14 protein-coding genes are annotated in these 16,773 nt (G+C 72.1%); 1 reads left to right on the forward strand and 13 read right to left on the reverse strand.

Annotated elements, in window-relative coordinates; genetic code table 11:
• Position 1 precedes the first annotated feature (1 nt).
• The 10 genes from pheT to infC form a co-directional block, all read right to left on the reverse strand.
• Entirely contained in the window at positions 2–2,527 is a 2,526-nt protein-coding gene (gene pheT, locus ACZ4TW_RS00070; protein WP_465538953.1) for a phenylalanine--tRNA ligase subunit beta, read from the reverse strand.
• Between the two features lie 4 nt (positions 2,528–2,531).
• Positions 2,532–3,572 carry a phenylalanine--tRNA ligase subunit alpha gene (pheS, locus tag ACZ4TW_RS00075; RefSeq protein WP_465538955.1) on the reverse strand — a complete coding sequence of 347 codons (1,041 nt, stop codon included), beginning with the start codon at positions 3,570–3,572 and terminating at the stop codon, positions 2,532–2,534.
• 40 nt (positions 3,573–3,612) lie between these two features.
• The gene (locus ACZ4TW_RS00080) at positions 3,613–4,527 is read right to left on the reverse strand and encodes an amino acid ABC transporter permease (RefSeq protein WP_465538957.1); all 915 of its coding nucleotides are present in this window, start codon (positions 4,525–4,527) and stop codon (positions 3,613–3,615) included.
• Positions 4,524–5,171, reverse strand: a complete 648-nt coding sequence (locus tag ACZ4TW_RS00085; protein ID WP_465538959.1) for an amino acid ABC transporter permease — start codon at positions 5,169–5,171, stop codon at positions 4,524–4,526. Before ACZ4TW_RS00085 ends, ACZ4TW_RS00080 begins: the two co-directional genes overlap by 4 nt.
• 87 nt (positions 5,172–5,258) lie before the next feature.
• The gene (locus tag ACZ4TW_RS00090) at positions 5,259–6,134 is read right to left on the reverse strand and encodes a glutamate ABC transporter substrate-binding protein (protein ID WP_465538960.1); all 876 of its coding nucleotides are present in this window, start codon (positions 6,132–6,134) and stop codon (positions 5,259–5,261) included.
• Between the two features lie 59 nt (positions 6,135–6,193).
• A complete protein-coding gene (locus tag ACZ4TW_RS00095; protein ID WP_465538962.1) occupies positions 6,194–6,982 on the reverse strand; it encodes an amino acid ABC transporter ATP-binding protein in 789 nt (262 codons plus the stop codon).
• A 70-nt stretch (positions 6,983–7,052) separates the two neighbouring features.
• A complete protein-coding gene (locus ACZ4TW_RS00100) occupies positions 7,053–7,853 on the reverse strand; it encodes a TrmH family RNA methyltransferase (protein ID WP_465538964.1) in 801 nt (266 codons plus the stop codon).
• Between the two features lie 82 nt (positions 7,854–7,935).
• Positions 7,936–8,322, reverse strand: coding sequence for a 50S ribosomal protein L20 (gene rplT / locus ACZ4TW_RS00105; RefSeq protein ID WP_465538966.1), 387 nt, complete (start codon positions 8,320–8,322; stop codon positions 7,936–7,938).
• A gap of 32 nt (positions 8,323–8,354) precedes the next feature.
• A complete protein-coding gene (rpmI, locus tag ACZ4TW_RS00110) occupies positions 8,355–8,549 on the reverse strand; it encodes a 50S ribosomal protein L35 (RefSeq protein ID WP_067949205.1) in 195 nt (64 codons plus the stop codon).
• Between the two features lie 53 nt (positions 8,550–8,602).
• Positions 8,603–9,220 carry a translation initiation factor IF-3 gene (gene infC / locus ACZ4TW_RS00115; protein ID WP_465540220.1) on the reverse strand — a complete coding sequence of 206 codons (618 nt, stop codon included), beginning with the start codon at positions 9,218–9,220 and terminating at the stop codon, positions 8,603–8,605.
• A 293-nt stretch (positions 9,221–9,513) separates the two neighbouring features.
• Here infC and ACZ4TW_RS00120 point away from each other — a divergent pair, with 293 nt between their 5' ends.
• The gene (locus ACZ4TW_RS00120) at positions 9,514–9,885 is read left to right on the forward strand and encodes a DUF1844 domain-containing protein (RefSeq protein WP_465540222.1); all 372 of its coding nucleotides are present in this window, start codon (positions 9,514–9,516) and stop codon (positions 9,883–9,885) included.
• A 7-nt stretch (positions 9,886–9,892) separates the two neighbouring features.
• Here the strand turns inward: ACZ4TW_RS00120 and ACZ4TW_RS00125 are convergent, their stop codons facing one another.
• From ACZ4TW_RS00125 to ACZ4TW_RS00135, 3 genes are all read right to left on the reverse strand, one after another.
• Positions 9,893–10,669: a DNA-formamidopyrimidine glycosylase family protein gene (locus tag ACZ4TW_RS00125; RefSeq protein WP_465538969.1), complete on the reverse strand. Its 777-nt coding sequence runs from the start codon at positions 10,667–10,669 to the stop codon at positions 9,893–9,895.
• Positions 10,670–10,674: 5 nt separating this feature from the next.
• Complete coding sequence (locus ACZ4TW_RS00130; RefSeq protein ID WP_465538971.1) at positions 10,675–15,234, reverse strand: ATP-dependent helicase; 4,560 nt, start codon at positions 15,232–15,234, stop codon at positions 10,675–10,677.
• Between the two features lie 61 nt (positions 15,235–15,295).
• On the reverse strand, positions 15,296–16,717 hold the full coding sequence (locus ACZ4TW_RS00135; RefSeq protein WP_465538973.1) for a pyridoxal phosphate-dependent decarboxylase family protein: 1,422 nt from the start codon (positions 16,715–16,717) through the stop codon (positions 15,296–15,298).
• Positions 16,718–16,773 lie beyond the last annotated feature (56 nt).

The raw sequence follows: 16,773 nt of genomic DNA on the forward strand, positions 1-16,773 counted from the left end.
GCTACTCGCGGATCGCCGCCCCGGTGCGCTCGGCGGCCAGCGCGGCCCCCGCGAGCTTGGCCTCGCTCGCCTCGGCCGCGGTGAGCGTGCGATCGGCGGCGCGGAAGCGCAGTGCGAACGTCAGGCTCTTGGCGCCCTCGGGCACGCCTTGGCCGCGGTAGTCGTCGACGAGGTGCAGGCCCTCGAGCAGGTCGCCCGCGCCCTCGCGCACCGCATCGGCGACGCGCGCGGCGGGCACGTCGGCGGCGACGACGAGCGAGAGGTCCTGCGTCGCGGCCGGCAGCGTGCCGATCGGGCGCGCCTCCACCGACGGATCGGTCAACGCGAGGATCGCGTCGAGGTCGACCTCGGCGACCGCGACGACGCGCGGCAGGTCGGCCTCGGCGGTGAGCGCCGGGTGCAGCTCGCCCGCGTATCCGACGACCCGGCCGGCGACCCGCACCTCGGCGGTGCGACCGGGGTGCAGCGCCTGGTGCCGGCCCTGGGCGAACTCGACATCGGCGCCGGCGGCGTGCGCGATGCGACGCACCGCGTCGAGCGCGTCGGCGATGCCGGCCGGCTCGGCGGCGCGGCCGGGCTGCTTCGGTCGCAGGTCGCCCGTGAGCAGCACGCCGACGTGGCGCGGCTGCACGGGGATGCCGGCGTTCAACTCGCGGAGCACGGCCTCGCTCGGGCGCTCCCAGCCGATGGGCAGTTCCGCGCTCCCGTAGGTGCGGCCCGTCTCGGGCAGGAACACGAGCCCGAGCTCGAACACGTCGAGATCGGTCAGCCCCCGCGACACGTTGCGGCGCGCGACGCCGATCAGGCCGGGCAGCAACGAGCGGCGAAGGAACGGCGTCGACGCGTCGAGCGCGTTCGCGAGCTTCACGCTCGCGACGGGCGAACCGTCGACCGAGCCGTACTGCGCGTTCTCGGCTTCGGTGACGAACGGGAACGCGAGCACCTCGGTCGCCCCCGCGGCCGCGAGCGCGTCGGCGACGACCCGTCGCACGCGCTGCGAGCGGGTCAGCCCGCGTCCGGGCGGGGCCACCGGCAGTACCGACGGGATCCGGTCGTAGCCGAGCAGTCGTGCGACCTCCTCGGCCAGGTCGGCCTTCGCGGTCAGGTCGGGGCGCCAGGTGGGCGGCACGACCTCGAGCCCGCCGTCGACCCGTGCGACGCGGCCGCCGACCTCTGCGAGGGCGTCGTGCACCTCGTCGTCGGTGTACTCGACGCCGATGAGCTCGGCCACGTACCCGTCGGGGAGCAGGATCGCCTCGCGCTCGGGCGCCTCGTGGATGAGGGAGCCGCCCGCATCGGCCGTGCCGCCGGCGAGGTCGACGAGCAGTTGCGCGACGCGCGACGCGGCCGCTCCGGCGATCGCGGGATCCACGCCGCGCTCGAAGCGCTTGGACGCCTCGCTCGGCAGCTTGTGCCGGCGGGCCGTGCGCGCGATCGAGACCGGGTCGAAGTTCGCGGCCTCGATGAGCACGTTGCGGGTGGCCTCGCCGATCTCGGTCGTGGCACCGCCCATGACGCCCGCGAGGCCGATCGCGCCGCGGTCGTCGGTGATCAGGAGGTCTTCGGGATGCAGCGACCGGACCTTGCCGTCGAGCGTCTCGAGCGTCTCGCCCGGCCGGGCGCGGCGCACGACGATGCCGCCCTGCAGCGCGTCGAGGTCGTACCCGTGGATGGGCTGGCCGAGCTCGAGCATCACGTAGTTCGTGATGTCGACGGGCAGCGAGAGCGAGCGGATGCCGGCGAGCTTCAGTCGCGCGATCATCCACGCCGGCGTCGGGCGCGTGGGGTCGATGTCGCGCACGATGCGCGTCGCGAACACGCTCGCGCCGACGCGACCCCGGATGGGCTCCTCGTCGCGGACGTCGACGGGGAACGCGTCGGCCGTGGCATCCGCCGCCGGCACCTGCCCGGCCGGGTCGCGGAACACCGCACCGGTCGCGTGGGCGTACTCGCGGGCGACGCCGCGGATCGAGAACGCGTAGCCGCGGTCGGGCGTGACGTTGATCTCGACGGCGGCGTCGTCGAGTCCGAGGAGCGCGATCGCGTCGGTGCCGATGGGGGCGTCGATGCCGAGCGTCGACAGCCGGAGGATGCCCTCGTGGTCCTCCCCCAGTCCGAGTTCGCGCGCGGAGGCGATCATGCCGTCGGAGACGTGGCCGTAGGTCTTGCGCGCGGCGATGGGGAACGGCCCCGGCAGCACGGCGCCCGGCAGCGTCACCACGACCTTGTCGCCCACGAAGAAGTTGCGGGCGCCGCAGACGATGCCGTGCACGGCGTCGCCGCCGTCGGCCGCCGTCTCGCCCTCGGGCGCGACGCGGACCTGGCACCAGCGGATGGTCTTCCCGTTGGACTGCGGCTCCTCGACGAACTCGAGGACCTCGCCCACGACGATGGGGCCCTCGAGGTCGAACGTGTGGACGTCCTCCTCCTCGAGGCCGACGCGCACGAGTGCGGCGTGCACCTCCTCGAGGGAGGTGCCCGGGGGCAGGTCGACGTACTCGGCGAGCCAGCTCAGGGGCACTCGCATATCTCTAGACCACCATTCCGAACTGCTGGGAGAAGCGGATGTCGCCCTCGGCCATGTCGCGCATGTCCTGGACGTCGTTGCGGAGCATGAGCCCGCGCTCGATGCCCATGCCGAACGCGAACCCGGTGTACTCCTCGGGGTCGATGCCCGCCGCACGAAGCACGTTGGGATGCACCATGCCGCAGCCGCCCCACTCGATCCAGCGCGCGCCGCCCTTGAAGGTGGGGTGCCAGAAGTCGAGCTCGGCCGACGGCTCGGTGAACGGGAAGAAGCTGGGGCGCAGGCGCACCTTGGCGTCGTCGCCGAAGATCGACTTCACGAAGTGGTCGAGCGTGCCCTTGAGGTGCGCCATCGTGAGGCCCTTGTCGACGGCGAGGCCCTCGAACTGCATGAACACGGGCAGGTGCGTCGCGTCGAACTCGTCGGTGCGGTACACGCGCCCGGGTGCGAGCACGTAGATCGGCACCTCCCGCTCGAGCATCGAGCGCACCTGGACCGGGCTCGTGTGCGTGCGCAGCACGAGGTGCGACTCGGGCGGGTCGACGAAGAACGTGTCCTGCATCGCCCGGGCCGGGTGGTCGGCGTCGAAGTTCAGGGCGTCGAAGTTGAACCACTCGCTCTCGACCTCAGGGCCCTCCGCGATCTCCCAGCCCATGCCGGTGAACACGTCGCACACCCTGTCCTGCAGCAGGGCGAGCGGATGGCGCGCGCCGGGCGTGAAGCGCGACGGCAGCGCCGTGACGTCCACGGCCTCGGCGGCGAGCTGCGCCTCGGCCTCGGCGGCGACGATCTCGGCCTCACGCGCCGCGAACGCCTGGGTGACTCGACCGCGGGCGGAACCGACGAGTTTGCCGAGGGCGGCCTTCTGGTCGTTCGGCACGCTGCGCAGCGACGCGTTGAGCCGCGCGAGGGTCGACTTCTCGCCGGTGTGCTCGGCGCGCACGGCCTTCAGCGCGGCGGAGTCGCCGGCCGCGGCGATGGCCGCGAGCGCCGCCTCGACGGCGGCCTCGACGGCCGGTTCGGTGATCTGCAGGGGCTCGGACACGAAGAACGAGTCTAGTGGGCGAGCCGCGCCATCCCGATGCCTACAGGGCGCCGCCGGTCTGCTGCGACTGCTTCGCGTCGGCCACCGCCTTGGCCATGAGCATCGCCTGGTCCTCGTCTTCCGGGCTCGGCGGCTTCAGCCCCGTACGGCGCGCGGTGCGCCGGGCCACCCACCGGGCGAACCACGACAGCGACAGGTTCATCGCGAGGTAGAGCACGAGCGTGACGACGAAGAACGAGAAGAGGTAGTAGTTGCCGTAGAAGCTCGCGAGCTGGTTCATGTTGACGCGCAGCAGCTCGACGTAGCCGACGATGTAGCCGAGCGAGGTGTCCTTCAGCAGCACGACGAGCTGGGCGATGATGATCGGCAGCATCTGCCGGAACGCCTGCGGGAACTCGATGAGCATCTTCGACTGCATCGGGCGCATGCCGAGGCTCAGGCCGGCCTCGCGCTGGCCGCGGGGCAGCGCCGCGAGGCCCGCACGGAGCGCCTCGCCGATCAGCACGCCGTTGTACAGCGCGAGTGCCGCCACGACCGCCCAGAACGAGCCGGTGTTCAGCACGAGCAGGATGAACAGCATCATGAGCAGCACCGGCATGCCGCGGATGAATTCGAGCACGACGGCTGTGGGGACGCGGATCCACGCGCGATGCGCGCTTCGGAGCAGCGAGAACACGATGCCGAGGATCAGCGCGAGCACGGCCGCGGTGAGCGCGGCGCGCAGCGTGCCCCAGACACCGGCGACGAAGATGTAGCGCCAGACCGTCGGGTCGGCGAAGATGTCCCACCGTGACGGGTCGAAATAGCCCGGCAGGTCGCCGCGCGGCGCGTTGAGGGTGAGGAACATCCACAGCAGGCCGCCCGCGATGGCGAATGCGCCGATCACGGAGGCGATCAGCGACCGCCGGCGGGCCACGGGGCCCGGGGCGTCGAACAGGACGCTCGATCCGCTCATCGCTGCACCACCCAACGTCGTTCGAGGCGCGCCGCGAGGAGGCCGAGCGGCACGGTGATGAGCAGGTAGAAGGTCGCGACCCCGAGCAGGATCGGGATGACGGCGTCGCCGCGCGCGTTCGCGAGCGTGCGGCCGACCGCGAAGAGCTCGACGACGAAGAATCCACCGGCGACCGACGTGTTCTTCGTGAGTGCGATGAACACGTTGATCAGGGGCGGGATCGTCATGCGGAACGCCTGGGGCAGCACGATGAGCCCGACCGTCTGCGTGAATCCGAAGCCGACGCTGCGGGCCGCCTCCGCCTGGCCGACGGGCACGCCGTTCACGCCCGAGCGAAGCGCCTCCGCGACGAACGGCGAGGTGTAGACGGAGAGCCCGATCGTCGCCGCGGTGACGTAGTCGAGCCGGGACCCGAGTTGCGGGAGCACGAACGCGCAGAAGAAGAGCACCAGCGTGAGCGGCGTGTTGCGCACCAGCTCGGTGTACACCGTCGCGAAGCCGCGCAGCGACGCCACGGGCGAGATCCGCATCGCCGCGATGAGCGTGCCGATCACGAGCGCGGCGAGCCCCGAGACGACCAGCAGCAGCAGCGTGGTGCCGAAGCCCTGGAGGTACAGGGGCAGGTTGTCGAAGATCGCGTCCACGAGTGTCCTTCCTGTGCGAGCGGGTCTGGAGCGGACCCGGGTCCGGGCGCCGCCGTCATGCGGACGGCGCCCGGCCCTCGAAGTGGATCAGTACCGGTCGACGGCGGGCGGCTCGCGGAACTCGAGCACCGTGCCGGCGGTGGCGTCCCACGCCTCCTCGTAGGTGCCGTCCTCGTAGGACTCCTCGAGCACGTCGTTGATCCAGTCGCGGAACTCGTCGTCGCCCTTCTTGAGGCCGATGCCGTACGGCTCCTCGGTGAACGGCTCGCCGACCACCTTGAACTCGCCCGGGTTCTGGTCGACCAGGCCGGCGAGGATCACGTTGTCGGTCGACACGGCCACCGCCTGCCCGCTGCGCAGCGGCTCGAGGCAGTTGCTGTACGTGTCGGTCTCGATGACCTGCGCGCCGAGCGCGGCGAGGTTCGCTGCGGGAGTCGAGCCCGTGACCGAGCACACCGGCTGGCCGACGAGGTCCTCCTCGCTCTCGATGTCGTCGTTGCTCTCGAGCACCAGGATCGACTGGCCCGCGAGGAAGTACGGCCCGGCGAAGTCGACGACCTCCTTGCGCTTGTCGTTGATCGTGTAGGTGGCGATCACGATGTCGACCTGGCCGTTCTCGATGAAGGGCTCGCGGTTGGCCGACACGGTCTCGACCCATTCGATGTTGTCGGGCGAGATGCCGAGCTTGCCGGCGATGATCTTGCCGATCTCGACGTCGAAGCCGACGGGCACGCCGTCGGGGCCGACGAGGCCGAACAGCGGCTGGTCGAACTTGGTGCCGATGGTGATCGAGCCCGCCTCGGCGAGCGACGCCATCGTCGTGCCCTCCTCGAACTCCGGCGTCTCCTCGACGCTCGGCTCGGCCTCGTCGCCTCCCGGGGCGCCGGCATCGCCGGCGCAACCGCTGAACAGGAGCGCCGTGGCGGCCGCTGCGGCGACCAGTGCGATTCTGCTGCGTCTCATGTCGTGCCTCATCTCTCGTGGTTCGTTCGGGGTTCCCCGCCGCTCGTGGCCGCGGAGGTCTAGTGCTCGAGGATCTTCGACAGGAAGTCCTTCGCGCGATCGGACTGCGGGTGGTCGAAGAACTTCGCCGGCGGCGCCTCCTCGACGATGCGCCCGTCGGCCATGAACAGCACGCGGTCGGCGGCCTTGCGGGCGAAGCCCATCTCGTGCGTCACGACGATCATCGTCATGCCCTGCTCGGCGAGGCCGATCATGACATCGAGCACCTCGTTGATCATCTCGGGGTCGAGCGCGCTCGTCGGCTCGTCCATGAGGATGAGCTTGGGGTTCATGGCGAGCGATCGTGCGATGGCGACGCGCTGCTGCTGGCCGCCCGAGAGCTGCGCCGGCATCTTCTTCGCCTGGTTGGCGACCCCCACCCGCTCGAGCAGCTCCATGGCCTTCGCGTCGGCCTCCTTGCGCGACATCCGCTTCACCCTGATGGGTGCGATCGTGACGTTCTCGAGCACCGTCTTGTGGGCGAAGAGGTTGAACGACTGGAAGACCATGCCGACGTCGGCGCGCAGCTTCGCGAGTCCGGCGCCCTCTTCGGGGAGCTTCTGGCCGTCGATCGTGATCGTGCCGGAGTCGATGGTCTCGAGGCGGTTGATCGCGCGGCACAGCGTCGACTTGCCGGACCCCGACGGGCCGATCACGACGACGACCTCGCCGCGGTTCACCACGGTGTTGATGTCGTTCAGGACGTGGAGGTCGCCGAAGTGCTTGTCGACGTGATCGACGACGACGAGCGGCTCCCCACGACGGACCGAGATGTTCGACGTTGCTGGTGCGGTGTCGGCCGGAGGCATACCCCCAAAACTAGGGCTCCGACGGGGGTCGCGGCCACCGCCCGAGCGGGGGGGTTACCGATTCGTGACTTCAGCTGCGCTGCGCGAACGCGCTCTCGTAGAGGCACACGGACGCCGCGGTCGCGAGGTTCATCGATTCGGCGTTGCCGTAGATCGGCACGGTGACCACACGGTCGGCGAGTGCGAGCTTGTCGTCGGGCAGGCCGTGCGCCTCGTTGCCGAAGAGCCACGCGGTCGGGCGCGCGAGCACGCCGTCGCGCCGCGCCTCGAGCAGGTCCTCCCCCTTGACGTCGGCGGCGAGGATCGTGAGCCCCGCCTCGCGCGCCCGCGCGAGCACATCCTCCAGCTCGGCGCCCACCGCGACGGGCAGGTGGAAGATCGAGCCGGTCGACGATCGCACGACCTTCGGGTTGTACAGGTCGACCGCCCGTCCGGTGAACACGACGGCGTCGGCGCCCGCGGCGTCGGCGGCTCGCACGATCGTCCCCGCGTTGCCGGGGTCGCGGACCTCCTCGAGGATCGCGACGAGCCTCGGCGCGGCCGCGAAGACATCCTTCACCGCGGTCGGGAACTGGTGGCACACCGCGACGAAGCCCTGCGGGGTGACCGTGTCGGCCATCGCGTTCAGGACCTCTTCGGAGACGTACTCGACGTCGACGCCCGCGTCGATCGCGGTGTCGCCGATGTCGCTGTACCGCTCGAGGGCGGTCGGCGTCGCGTACAGCTCGACGACGAGCTGCGGCCGGAAGGTCAGGGCCTCGGCGACGGCCTGGGGCCCCTCGAGGAGGAACATGCCCGTCTCGACGCGCGCGGGCTTCTTCGCGAGCTTCGCGACGGCCCGTACGCGCGGCGACCTCGGGTTCTCGAGCATGCCGCAATTCTATTGACGAGACGACGAACGGCCCGGCACCCACGCGGGGTGCCGGGCCGTCGACGTCGGCGAAGCTGACGGACTAGGCCGCGCTCTTCGGAGCGTTCACGTCGCTCGGGAGCGCCTGCTTGGCGGCTTCGACGAGCCCGGCGAAGGCTGCCGGCTCGTTGACGGCGAGCTCCGCGAGGATGCGACGGTCGACCTCGATGCCCGCGAGGCCGAGGCCCTGGATGAGGCGGTTGTACGTGATGCCGTTCTGGCGCGCAGCGGCGTTGATCCGCTGGATCCAGAGGCGACGGAAGTCGCCCTTCTTCTTGCGGCGGTCGTTGTACGAGTAGACGAGCGAGTGGGTGACCTGCTCCTTCGCCTTGCGGTAGAGGCGCGAACGCTGGCCGCGGTAGCCCTCGGCGCGCTCGAGGATGACCCGACGCTTCTTGTGGGCGTTGACCGCCCTCTTCACTCTTGCCATTGCTCTGTTACTTCCTTATCGGGTCTCGTCGCTCAGCGACCGAGCAGCTTCTTGATGACCTTGGTGTCGGGCGCCGAGGCGACCTTGTCCTGGTTCAGACGGCGGGTGCGCACCGAGGACTTGCCCTCGAGGTTGTGGCGCATACCGGCCTGCTGCTTCTTGATCTTGCCGCTGCCGGTGACCTTGAAGCGCTTCTTGGACCCGGAGTGGGTCTTCTGCTTCGGCATCTCGTGTTTCTCCTTGGTTCTGCCGCCACGCGAGTGGCGGACGATGTGCTGGCCTAGGCCTCGGTGGCCTCGGCCGTCTGCGACGAGTCGCCCTCGGCCTCGGCCGGGGGGCGCTGCTTCGCCGCAGCACGCTGTGCGTTCGCCTCGGCCTTCGCCTCGGACTTGTTCTTGAGAGGAGCGATGACCATGACCATGTTGCGGCCGTCGATGGTGGGGTTGTGCTCGACGGTGCCGAACTCGGCCACATCCTCCGCGAAGCGCTGCAGGAGCCGGACGCCCATCTCGGGACGCGACTGCTCGCGACCCCGGAAGAGGATCATCGCCTTGACCTTGTCGCCGGCCTTCAGGAAGCCGACGGCGCGCTTCATCTTGGTCTCGTAGTCGTGCTTGTCGATCTTGAGGCGGAACCGAACCTCCTTGAGGATCGTGTTCGCCTGGTTGCGCCGAGCCTCCTTGGCCTTCTGCGCAGCCTCGTACTTGTACTTGCCGTAGTCCATGATCTTGACGACCGGCGGGCGCGAGTTCGGCGCGACCTCGACGAGATCGAGGTCGGCCTCCTGCGCGAGGCGCAGGGCCACCTCGATCTTCACGACGCCGACCTGCTCTCCGCCGGGGCCCACGAGGCGGACCTCGGGGACGCGGATACGGTCATTGGTACGCGGATCGCTGATGCGTGTCTCCTCTACTCGAACTGCTCTTCCAGCTCGTCGGGAGACGGATGCCGCCCGACGACGAGAGCGGAAATCCACGCGATGACTCCCGCGGAATCGCGTTCCGCGGGCTCACGCGGCACCCTTGCTACTCCCCCGTCGGAACGGGGAAGCGGAGTGCGAACGACCCGGTAACCTTGATGAAGCGGTATGCGCGGGTGGGAGTCTCTCCACTTTCGTACCGGGGACTGGCCCCGGAGCCCGCAGTAGTCTAGCAGAGGAATCCCCCGGTGAGCGACACTTCGCCCGAGCCCATGCGTGCGCCCGAGCACGCCGACCACGACGACGACGCCGAGCGGTCGGTCGCCGACGCGACGCGCGACATCGCCGAGGTTCCGGCGGTCGAGGTCATCACGACGGCGGCCGTGCACCTCATGAGCGCGGCAGCAGTGAAGGTGGGGCTCGCCGACGACCCCGAGTCGCATACCGACCTCGACGAGGCGCGCAAGCTGATCAACGCGCTCGCCGGCCTCATCACGGCCGGGGCGCCCGAGATCAGCGACATGCACGCGCGCTCGCTTCGCGACGGCTTGCGGTCGCTGCAGCTGGCGTTCCGCGAAGCCTCCACGATCCCCGACCCGATCGGCCAGGGTCCGGGCGAGAAGTACACCGGGCCCGTCTCCTAGCGAGCGCTCAGGGCTGGCAGTTCGGACACCAGTAGGTGTCGCGGAGCTCGACGTCGTTGCGACCGAGCCGGGTGTGACGGATCGGCGTGCCGCAGCGACGGCACGGCTCGCCCGCGCGCCCGTAGACCCACAGGCGCCTGCCCGGTCGGGTGTCGCCCGTCGTCGTGCGCTCGAGACGATCGCGGTTGGCGTGGATGACCCGACGCGCGAGGTCGACGGCCGCCACGGCATCGACCTCGCCGATGGGCCGATCGGGCCGGATGCCGCGTAGGAAGCACACCTCGTTGACGAGCACGTTGCCCAGGCCGGCGAGGTTGCGCTGGTCGCCGAGGGCGACGGCCGCGGGCACGTCGGAGGCGGACGCGAGGCGGCGAACCGCCTCGACGGCATCCCAGTCGGGTCCGAGCAGGTCGGGCCCCAGGTAGGCGAGCCGGTCGGCCTCCTCGGCGGCGGGGAAGACCTCGACCAGCCCGAGGTCGAACCCGATGGCGGTGGCATCGGCCGTCTCGAGGATCGCTCGAGCGCGATGAGCCGGACGCGGCCACTTCTGGCCGGGGCGCAGCACCCGCCACTCCCCCTCCATCTTCAGGTGGGTGTGCAGCACCACGTCGCCGATCCGCATCAGCAGGTGCTTGCCGCGGCTCGCGACGGAGTGGATGGGTTCGCCGGCGAGGTCGACCGTCGCGTACGCGGGCACGCGAAGGTCGCTCCGGGTCACGATGCGGCCGGCAAGGGCGGCGTCGAGGCGGTTCGCAGCGCGGAAGATCGTGTCACCCTCGGGCATGCCGCTCAGCTCCTCGCATCGAAGCGCAGTCCCTGCGGGGTCTCGCGGAACCCCGCGCCCCGGAGCGGCAGCTCGAGCGCTGAGCCGTAGACGCCCTGGCCGTTGACCGACTCGACGCGAAACCTCGCGCCCCGCGCGCTCGAGAGGGCCTCCGCGAGGGCCGTGGTCGCCGCCGCGAGGGTGTCGGGGTCATCGGTGAACACGAGCGCCGTGCGACCGCCGCGCTCGAGGTAGAACACCGCCTCGCCGTCGACGACGGCGACGAGCGCGCCGGCCTTGCGCGCGGGCCGGTGCCCGATCTCGGCGGTGGGCTCGGGCCAGTCGAGCGCACCGCCGAACGGGTTGGCGGGGTCGGTCGCGGCGAGCACGACGGCGCCTCCGGCCGGCGCCTGTCGGAGGCGGTCCACCGCGGCGCTCGTGGCGAACTGCGCGCCCCCCTGTCCGTCGATGAAGTACCCGCGTCGCACCCGCCCCGTCTCCTCGAAGCCCGCGAGCGTGCGATACGCGAGGGCGAAGCCGCCGAGGATGTCCTCGGCCACGACGGAGCCCCGGGTCACGACGCCGTAGCGCTCGAGGAGGGTCTCGCCGAGGGCGTGGGCACGAGGAGTGGCCGCGTCGCTCGGCACGGGCAGGATCGACCAGCGGCCGGCGGCGCGCGGCGGCGCCGATCGCGAGCTGCGCCCGCCCTCGGCGGCGGCGGCCGCCGAGGCGAGCGCGCGACGCGACAGCGATCGTCCGCGGAGCCGTGCGCGAGGGGCGGGCGCCCTGGTCTTGTGCGCGCCGCCGCCCGTGAGCAGGCCGCGCACGGGTGCGAAGGTGTCGTTGGTGACGAGCCCCGACCACGCCAGGCGCCACAGCGCGTCGAGCACGGGCGCATCGTCGGTGGCGCCGACGGCATCGGCGAGCTGGCGGAAGAAGTACGCACCTCCGCCGCCGAGCGTCGCGAGCAGTTCGGTCTCGAGCGCATCGAGCGGTTGGTCGACCGGCGCGGGCATCGTGAGCTTCGCGGTGTCGGCCAGGTGCAGGCTCACCCAGCCGTCGTCGCCCGCGAGCGACCCCTGGCCGACCCAGAGCACCTCGCCGCTCGCGGTCAGCTCGTCGAGCATCTCGGGGCGGTAGTCGCCCACCCTCGCCGGCAGCACGAACGACTCCCACGCCGACGCCGGGATCCGGGCGCCCTCGAGCTGCTCGACGACCGCGGCGACGCCGTCGACGCCGCGGAGACGACCGCCCACGTGCTGCCAGTCGGGCAGGAAGCGGGCGAACCCGCGCGGCGCGACGGGTTCGACCTCCTCGCGGAGCGCCGCGAGCGAGCGGCGGCGCAGCCGCCGCAGCACCTCGGCGTCGCACCACTCGGAGCCCGAGCCGTGCGGCAGGAACGCGCCCTCGACGAGCCGCCGCTCGCCCGCGAGCCTGCCGAGCGCCGCGTGCGCGATGGCGACGCCGATGCCGAACCGGTCGGCGACCGCCGGGGTCGTGAACGGCCCGTGCGTGCGCGCGAAGCGGCTGACGAGGTCGCCGAGCGGATCGCGAACGGCCTCGCCGAAGGCCTCGGGCAGGCCGGGCGGGATGGGCACCCCGAGCGCATCCCGCAGGCGGCTGAGGTCTTCGACGGCGACGATCCACTGGGTGCCGGCGAACCCGACGCGGGCCGCGCGCCGGGCGGCCACGAGGGCGTCGACGGATGCCGCGGCATCCGTCGACTCGTCGACCCGCTCGGCGACCTCGGCGGGCCGGAGCGGCCCGAGCTCGCGAAGCAGGTCGGCGACACCCTCGTCGCCCCTGGCGCGACGGTCGGGATGCGTGCGCTGCAGCATCCGCTCGGTCTCCTCGACCACGATCGGGTCGAGCAGTTCACGCAGCTCGACCGTGCCCAGCAGCTCGGCGAGCAGGCGGGGGTCGAGCGACAGCGCGGCGGCCCTGCGCTCGGCGAGCGGCGCGTCGCCCTCGTACATGAAGGCGCCGACGTAGCCGAACAGCAGGCTGGCCGCGAAGGGGCTCGCGGTGTCGGTCGCGACGTCGACGAAGCGGATGCGCCGGGCCCGGATCCGCTCGGCGATGCCGGTCAGGGCGGGCAGGTCGTACACGTCCTGGAGGCACTCGCGCACCGCCTCGAGCACGATCGGGAAGTCGGGGAAGTCCCGGGCGACCTCGAGCAGCTGCGACGCCTTCTGCCGTTGCTGCCAGAGCGGCGAGCGGCGGCCCGGGTTCTGGCGCGGCAGCAGCAGCGCGCGCGCCGCGCACTCGCGGAACCGCGAGGCGAACAGCGCCGAGTCGCCCACGCGCTCGGTCGCGAGCTGCGCGAGCTCGGCCGGATCGAACTCGAACAGCTCGCTGCCCGGCGGCTCGTCGGACGTGTCGGGCAACCGCAGCACGATTCCGTCGTCGCTGGCCACGGCGTGCGACTCGATGCCGAACCGCTCCTGCACGCGCGCGTCGACCGCGAGCGCCCAGGGCGCGTGCACGCGCATGCCGTACGGCGAGTGCAGGACGATGCGCCAGTCGCCGAGTTCATCCCTGAAGCGCTCGACGACGAGGTTGACGGCGTCGGGCACGACCCGCGTGGCCTCCCGCTGGTCGGCGACGAACCGCACGAGGTTGCTCCCGGCGCGCTCGTCGAGGCCCGCGGCCTCGCAGCGCTCGAGGGCGGCGGACGGCTCGGCGGCCGCGAGCTCGCCGATGAATCCGCCGATCGCCTCGCCGAGCTCGGCGGGGCGCCCGATGCCGTCGCCCTTCCAGAACGGCAGGCGCCCGGGTTCGCCGAACGCGGGCGAGACGAGCACCTGGTCGTGCGTGATCTCCTGGATGCGCCAGCTGGTCGCGCCGAGCGCGAACACGTCGCCGACGCGGGACTCGTACACCATCTCTTCGTCGAGTTCGCCGACGCGCCGCCCCGGCCCCGCGTCGCCGATCATGAAGACGCCGAAGAGCCCGCGGTCGGGGATGGTGCCGCCGCTCGTGACCGCGAGGCGCTGGGCTCCGCGGCGGCCCGTGATCGTGCCCGCGTCGCGGTCCCACACGAGGCGCGGCCGCAGCTCGCCGAAGCGGTCGGACGGATAGCGCCCGGCGAGCAGGTCGAGCGTCGCGTCGAACGCCGAGCGCGGCAGCGTGTGGAACGGCGCGGCCCGGCGCACCACGTCGAACCAGTGCTCGACCTCCCACTCGTCGACGGCCGCCGCGGCCACGGTCTGCTGCGCCAGCACGTCGAGCGGGTTGGTCGGGATGCGAAGCGGCTCGATGGCGCCCGCCACCATCCGCTCGGCGACCACGGCCGAGTGCAGCAGGTCGGCGCGATGCTTCGGGAACAGGAGCCCCTTCGAGACCTCGCCCACCTGGTGGCCGGCGCGGCCGATGCGCTGCAGGCCGCTCGCGACGGACGGGGGCGACTCCACCTGCATGACCAGGTCGACGGCGCCCATGTCGATGCCGAGCTCGAGGCTCGACGTGGCGACCACGCACTTCAGCCGGCCGGCCTTGAGGTCGGCCTCGACGAATGCCCGCTCCTCCTTGCTCACCGAGCCGTGGTGCGAACGCGCGATGATCGGCTCGGCGCCCGCCGTGATGCCGGACGCGCCCGGCAGGTCGGCGGGGGGCCGGCGCGCGCCCGCGACCTCGAGTTCGAGCTCGGGCACCGGCTCGGCCGTGCGCTCGGCCCACAGCTCGTTCAGCCGGGCCGTGAGCCGCTCGGCGAGGCGGCGGGAGTTCGCGAACACGATCGTCGACCGATGCGCGAGCACCTCGTCGAGGATCGCCTCCTCGACGTGCGGCCACACCGAGCCGCCCGCCTCGCCCGAGAGGTCGGCGAGGTCGTCGACCGGCACGGTCACCCGGAGGTCGAACCGCTTGCCCGACGGCGGCGCCACGATCGAGACCGGGCGCGTGCCCGACAGGAACCGCGCGACCTCCTCGTGCGGACGCACGGTCGCCGAGAGGCCGATGCGCTGCACCGGAGCGGCGGTCAGCTCGTCGAGCCGTTCGAGCGAGAGCGCGAGGTGCGCGCCGCGCTTGGTGCCCGCGAGCGCGTGGATCTCGTCGACGATGACCGTCTCGACGCCCGCGAGCGTCTCGCGCGCCTGCGACGTGAGCATGAGGAACAGCGACTCGGGCGTCGTGATGAGGATGTCGGGCGGACGCTTGACGAGCGCGCGCCGGTCGGTCGGCGACGTGTCGCCCGACCGGACCCCCACGGTGACCTCGGGCACCTCGACGCCGAGGGCCGAGGCGGTGCGGGCGATGCCGACGAGCGGCGCACGCAGGTTGCGCTCGACGTCGACGCCGAGGGCCTTCAGCGGCGACAGGTACACGACGCGCGTCGCCCGCGGCGCGGCGTCGGCGACCACGCCGGTCGATGGATCGACGACGGGGGGCGGCGCGTGGTGCAGGCGGTCGATCGCCGAGAGGAACGCCGCGAGCGTCTTGCCCGAACCGGTCGGGGCGACCACGAGCGCGTGGTCGCCGCGCGAGATCGCACGCCACGCCTGGTCTTGCACGGTCGTGGGCTCGCGGAACGACTCGGTGAACCACGCCCGCGTCGCGGGCGCGAACGAATCGAGCGCCCCGGTCATTCCTTCATTCAAGCGGATGCCACCGACACGGTCGCCGGGTTGCGGTGCACGGCCCGATCGCTCACGCGCCGGAGCGGATCTCGGCGAGCGCGCGCTCCACCGCGGCGACCGTGCGTCGCGCCTGCGCGGCATCCGTGCCCCAGTTGCTCACGGAGAACCGCACGACGGCGCGGTCGTGCCAGCGCGAGGTCATCGCGAGGACCTCGCCGTCGGCCCAGAGCCGCGCGCTCAGCGCCTCGGTCGCGGCGTCGTCGTGGAGTGCGACGCAGACCTGCGTGAACACCACGTCGTTGAGCACCTCGACGCCGGGCAGCGCGCCGACGCCGTCGGCGATGATCCGCGCCGAGCCGGCGAGCCGGTCGATCAGCTCGGCGACGCCCTCACGGCCGAGGTGGCGCAGGACCGCCCAGGTCGGGATGCCGCGGGCCCGCCGCGAGAGCTCCAGCACCATGTCGTGCGGATCGGCGACGACGCCGTCGGCCTGCAGGTAGCTCGCGTGCATGCCCATCGCGCGGGTCATCGCCCGCGCGTCGGCGACGATGGCGACGCCGCAGTCGTACGGGACGCTCAGCGTCTTGTGGGCGTCGGTCGACCAGGAGTCCGCCGCGGCGAGACCCGCGGCGAGGTGTCGCAGGCTCGGCGACGCCGCCGCCCACAGCCCGAACGCCCCATCGACATGCACCCATGCCCCCGCATCGTGCGCCACGGCGATCCCGGAACGGAGGTCGTCGAACGCGCCGGAATGGATGTTGCCGGCCTGGAGCACGACGATCGCCGGTCCGCTGCCCTCCGCGAGCGTGCGCCGCAGCAAGTCGACCCGGATGCGGCCCTGCTGGTCGCTCGGAACCCTGATCGGTTCGCCGAGTCCGACGTACCGGCCCGCGAGGTCGACCGTGCCGTGGCCCTCCTCGCCGACGATGAACCGCACGCGCGGACCGCCCGCCAGGCCGTCGCGGGCGACGTCCCAGCCCACGCGGCGGAGCACCTCGTCGCGCGCCGCGGCGAACGCGACGGTCTGCGCGGTGGTCGCACCGGTCGTGAAGCCCACCCCGCTGCCTGCGGGAAGGCCGAGCAGATCCACGAGCCAGGCGCCGGCGATCTCCTCGGCGGCGACGACACCCGGGGTCACCGTGCGGAGCGGCGTGTTCTGGTCCCACGTCGAGACGAGCCAGTCGGCCGCGAGCGCCACCGGCTGTGCGCCGCCGATCACCCACCCGAAGAACCGCGGCGATCCCATCGCCATGAGGCCGGGCTCGATCCGCTCGGCGAGGCGCTCGATGACCTCGGAGGCCGGCTCGCCGTGCTCGGGCAGGTCGCGGCCGAGCGCGTCGGCGACATCGTCGACCGACGCACGCGGCGGGATCGGCCGCTCCGGCAGCGCATCGAGCCACGCCGCGGCATGACGGTGGGCGAGGCTCAGCAGGGCCTCGTCGTGCGGGCTGAAGCCGGGAGTCCGGCCGGCCCCCTCGTCGTCGTCGGGCATGATCCACCTGATTCCGCGCGCCGTCGCGCATCCCGATCCTGCCTCGCCCGACATGG

Source organism: Agromyces sp. NPDC029043 (genome assembly GCF_055564615.1).